The organism is Armatimonadota bacterium (assembly GCA_020354555.1).
Lineage (GTDB): Bacteria > Armatimonadota > Hebobacteria.
Map to the genome: position 1 here is coordinate 1,160,457 of CP070648.1, position 3,835 is coordinate 1,164,291.

The 3,835-nt window shown below is 65.9% G+C and carries 4 protein-coding genes; all 4 read left to right on the forward strand.

Going from position 1 to position 3,835, the window contains the following annotated elements:
- Nucleotides 1-80 precede the first annotated feature (80 nt).
- A complete protein-coding gene (locus JSV65_04735) occupies nucleotides 81-1,376 on the forward strand; it encodes an MFS transporter (GenBank protein ID UCH35661.1) in 1,296 nt (431 codons plus the stop codon).
- Between the two features lie 108 nt (nucleotides 1,377-1,484).
- Nucleotides 1,485-1,889 carry a zinc-ribbon domain-containing protein gene (locus JSV65_04740; GenBank protein ID UCH35662.1) on the forward strand — a complete coding sequence of 135 codons (405 nt, stop codon included), beginning with the start codon at nucleotides 1,485-1,487 and terminating at the stop codon, nucleotides 1,887-1,889.
- A 2-nt stretch (nucleotides 1,890-1,891) separates the two neighbouring features.
- Entirely contained in the window at nucleotides 1,892-2,389 is a 498-nt protein-coding gene (locus tag JSV65_04745; GenBank protein ID UCH35663.1) for an HIT domain-containing protein, read from the forward strand.
- A gap of 6 nt (nucleotides 2,390-2,395) precedes the next feature.
- Nucleotides 2,396-3,835: DUF2961 domain-containing protein (locus JSV65_04750; GenBank protein ID UCH35664.1), on the forward strand; the 1,440-nt coding region annotated here is incomplete at its 3' end.

A 3,835-nucleotide genomic window follows, 5' to 3' on the forward strand; every position in this document is an offset into this window, starting at 1 on the left:
CGACCGGTGGTTGAAAGGCGAGGCGTGAGAGGCTGCACCGCGATGCCGCTGGCGCAACGGCCGTCCGGGAGCGCCCTGCGATGACCTCCGCTCACGCCCCCGGCACGGGCCCGTCCTATCCCCGTTGGCGCGCGCGCATCTTCGCCGCCATCTGGCTCGGCTACGGCGCGTACTACCTCTGCCGCGTCAACATCTCGCTCGCCATCCCCAGCATCATGGACGAGTTCGGGCTCTCCAAGACGGCCATGGGGGCGATCACCACTTCGCTTTTCGTCGCCTACGCGGTGGGACAGTTGATCAACGGGCAGCTGGTTGACCGCGTGGGCGGACGCCTGCTCATCGGCGTCGGCGCCATCGCTTCCGCGGTGTTGTGCTTCGCCTTCGGTTTCGCCGGAGCGGCGGCCGTCATGGCCGGGCTGTGGTTCGTCAACGGCTATTTCCAGGCCATGGGCTGGACCTCGACCGTCAAGACCATGGCAAACTGGTTCCCCCCACGCACGCGCGGGCACATGTCGGGCTGGCTCGGTACGTCGTACCAGGTGGGCAACGCGTACGCGTGGTTGCTCGCGGGATACCTGGTTGCGAACGCCGGGTGGCGCTGGGCATTCTGGCTCCCCGCGGTGATCCTGGCGGTCATCGGCATATCGGCCTACGCCGTTCTGCGCGACGAGCCGGAGCAGGTCGGCCTGCCCTCCATCGAGGCGGAGGAGGGGCTGAGTCCACAACCCGGCGACGGCGACGCCGGCGCGTCCTACCTCGGTTTGCGATTCACCCTGCGCCAGTCGCTGGCGAACCCGCGCATCTGGCTGCTCGGCATCGCATTCATGTCGTTCCAACTCGTCCGCTACGGGCTCATCGTGTGGGCGCCGACGTACCTGTTCGACGTTCAGGGCGGGAATATTCGATTGGTGACCGTGCAGGTCGTCGCGCTTCCGTTGGCCGGCTCGGTGGGATCGGTGCTCAGCGGCTGGATGACCGACCGCTTCTTCCAGTCCCGCCGCGCGCCGGTGGTCACCGTGCAGCTCGTCATGCTGGCGGCCTTCACCTTCATTTTCCCGCATCTGCCGCGCGATCAGGTCGCGCTCACCGTCGCCTTTCTCATGCTCATCGGCGCGACGACATACGGACCGGATGTTCTCATGGCCGGGGCTCTCGCCATGGATGTGGGCACGCGCAAGGCGGCCGGCTCGACCGCGGGGCTGATTGATTCGCTCGGCTACGTGGGAGCCACCGCGACCGCCGTCCTGAGCGGCTGGCTGGCGGACAACTACGGCTGGGATTGGGCATTCGTCCTGTGGGCGGGCGGCGCGCTGTTCGCGGCGATCCTGATGGCGACGATGTGGAATTATCGCCCGCCCCGCGGCCGATATCTGTAGCCGCAGTTGTGGGTGCAGGTGACCTGGGCGGCGCCAGCGAAGACCAACGTCGCAGCGGTATCTGTCGGGGCACAGCACGCTGTGTCCCCGATGCGAGCACCACGGATCATGCGTTGCCGCAATTGCCAAGCCGACATACCGGACGACGCCGCCTTCTGCCCGAAGTGCGGCACCCGCCAGGCCGCCGGCGCCGCGCTCGAGACCATTGATCAGATGATCGAGGATTACCGCCGCCGCCTCAACACCAAGCCCGACGACGCCGACGCGCGCTTTCAGCTTGCGCTGGCGTATAAGCACAAGAAGCTGGACGACCTCGCGATAGCCGAACTGGAGCAACTGCGGCAGCAGGGCGTCGAGTTCGCCGACCTGGAATGCGAGCTGGCGGCGTTGTACCTGCGTCAGGGCCGGCGGGATGATGCAGCCGAGGCCGTCCGCCGCGCCCTCGCCCTCGAAGCGGATCATCGCGCCGCCAAGCAGCTGATCCAGCGCATCGGCGAGGGCAAGGACGGCTAGACATGGATCGCCTGTGGGCGCCCTGGCGCATGGAGTATATCGAGCGGGTTGACAGCGGCGACGAGTGCTTTCTCTGCGCGAAGCCGCAGGAGAACGACGACGAGAAGAACCACATCATCCATCGCGCCGAGACAGCCTTCATCATCCTCAACGCCTTCCCATACAGCAACGGCCATCTCATGGTCGCGCCGTACCGGCATACGGGCGATCTGCTCGATCTGACCGAAGCCGAACTCGCGGCGGTCATGGCCGAGGCTCGCCTCGGCACGCGCCTGCTCACCGCCGCGATGAGCCCGCAGGGCTTCAACCTCGGCATCAACATCGGCCGCATCGCCGGCGCCGGCGTCGCCGACCATATCCATCTCCACATCGTCCCGCGCTGGAGCGGCGACACCAATTTCATGCCGGTCATAGGCGACACGAAGGTGTTGCCCCAAGCCCTCGATGACTCCTATCGCTTGCTGCGCAACACGCTCGATGACATAGAGCGTCGGAGGTGAATCACAATGCAGAAGATCGCTTTGGCGGCAGCGCTCGCATGTCTGTCGGTAGTCGCCGTGAGAATCGCCGCGGCAGCCCCCCCATCGCCCGTGACCGCCCTCGGCGCGCTCCCCGAACTGCTTGACTTCACGGCCGGGCGCGCGTCGAGCCATGACGTCACAGGCGGCAACGGCGACTCGTGGTCTTTCGACCCGGGCCAGATGCGCGAGATCGCGAACATCGAGGGCCCCGGCGCCATCACCCACCTCTGGTTCACCATGGGCGCGCGCGAGCCGGGCTTCCTCCGCAAGGTCGTCATTCGCATGTACTGGGATGATGAAAAGGAGCCGAGCGTCGAGTGCCCCATCGGCGACTTCTTCGGGCTCGGCCACGGCCAGTACTATCGGTACTCGTGCGCCCCGATTCAGATCGGCGATTACGGCGGCCTTAACTGCTACTGGCGCATGCCCTTCGCCAAGCGCGCGCGGGTGACCCTCACCAATGAGTGCGACAGCGGCTTCGGCATCTACTTCTACGTTGACTACGTCACGTACAAGCCGCGCGCCGTGGACTTCGGCAAGCTCGGCTACTTCCACGCGCAGTACCGGCAAGGCCGCCCGCCCGACATGGACGAGGACTACACGATCCTTGACGCCAAAGGCCGCGGCTCCTACGTCGGCTGCAACTACACCATTCAGCTCTCGCAGATCGGTTGGTGGGGCGAGGGCGACGACAAGTTCTACATCGACGGCGACACCAAGCCCACCATCTGGGGCACCGGCAGCGAGGACTATTTCGGCGGCGCGTGGGGCTTCCCCAACACGGACTACGCGAACCTCTATATCGGCGTCCCGCTCAACGGGTTCTTCCAGACCGGCGCGATCACAAACTGCTACCGCTATCATATCGAGGATCCCGTGCCGTTCACGAAATCCGTCCGCCTCGATATCGAGCACCGCGGCGAGGGCGTGGATGCTGCGGGTCAGCGTACCGGCTTCGTGGTGCGCCCAGACTATATCGCGAGTGTCGCATATTGGTATCAGACGGAACCGCATGCGCCTTTTGCGGCTCTCCCATCGGTCAATGACCGCCTGATTGAGGAGCAGCGAGACGTCTTCGTCGAACCCGACTCCGCGGACGTCGAGCAGTACCTTAACTTCGTGAAGATCACCGGCGCCCCGGCGGAGATACTCAAGATCGAGAAGATGCACCACTACCCCGGCGCGCGCTGGAGCCGCGGAGAGCAGGCACTCGTGGATGCCGCGGAGCCCGGCGTCGAGCTCCACATCCCCACGGCCGCGGTTCCGGGGATCACCGAGATGGCGGTCTTCTACACGAAGGGCCCCGACTACGGTACCTTCAGCGTCCTCTACGGCGACGAGGTCCTGCTCGACTCCGTGGACGCGTATGCGCAGCAGGTCACGCGCTCGGATCCGCTCGTCGTCAAGTTTCCGCGGCCGGTCGGC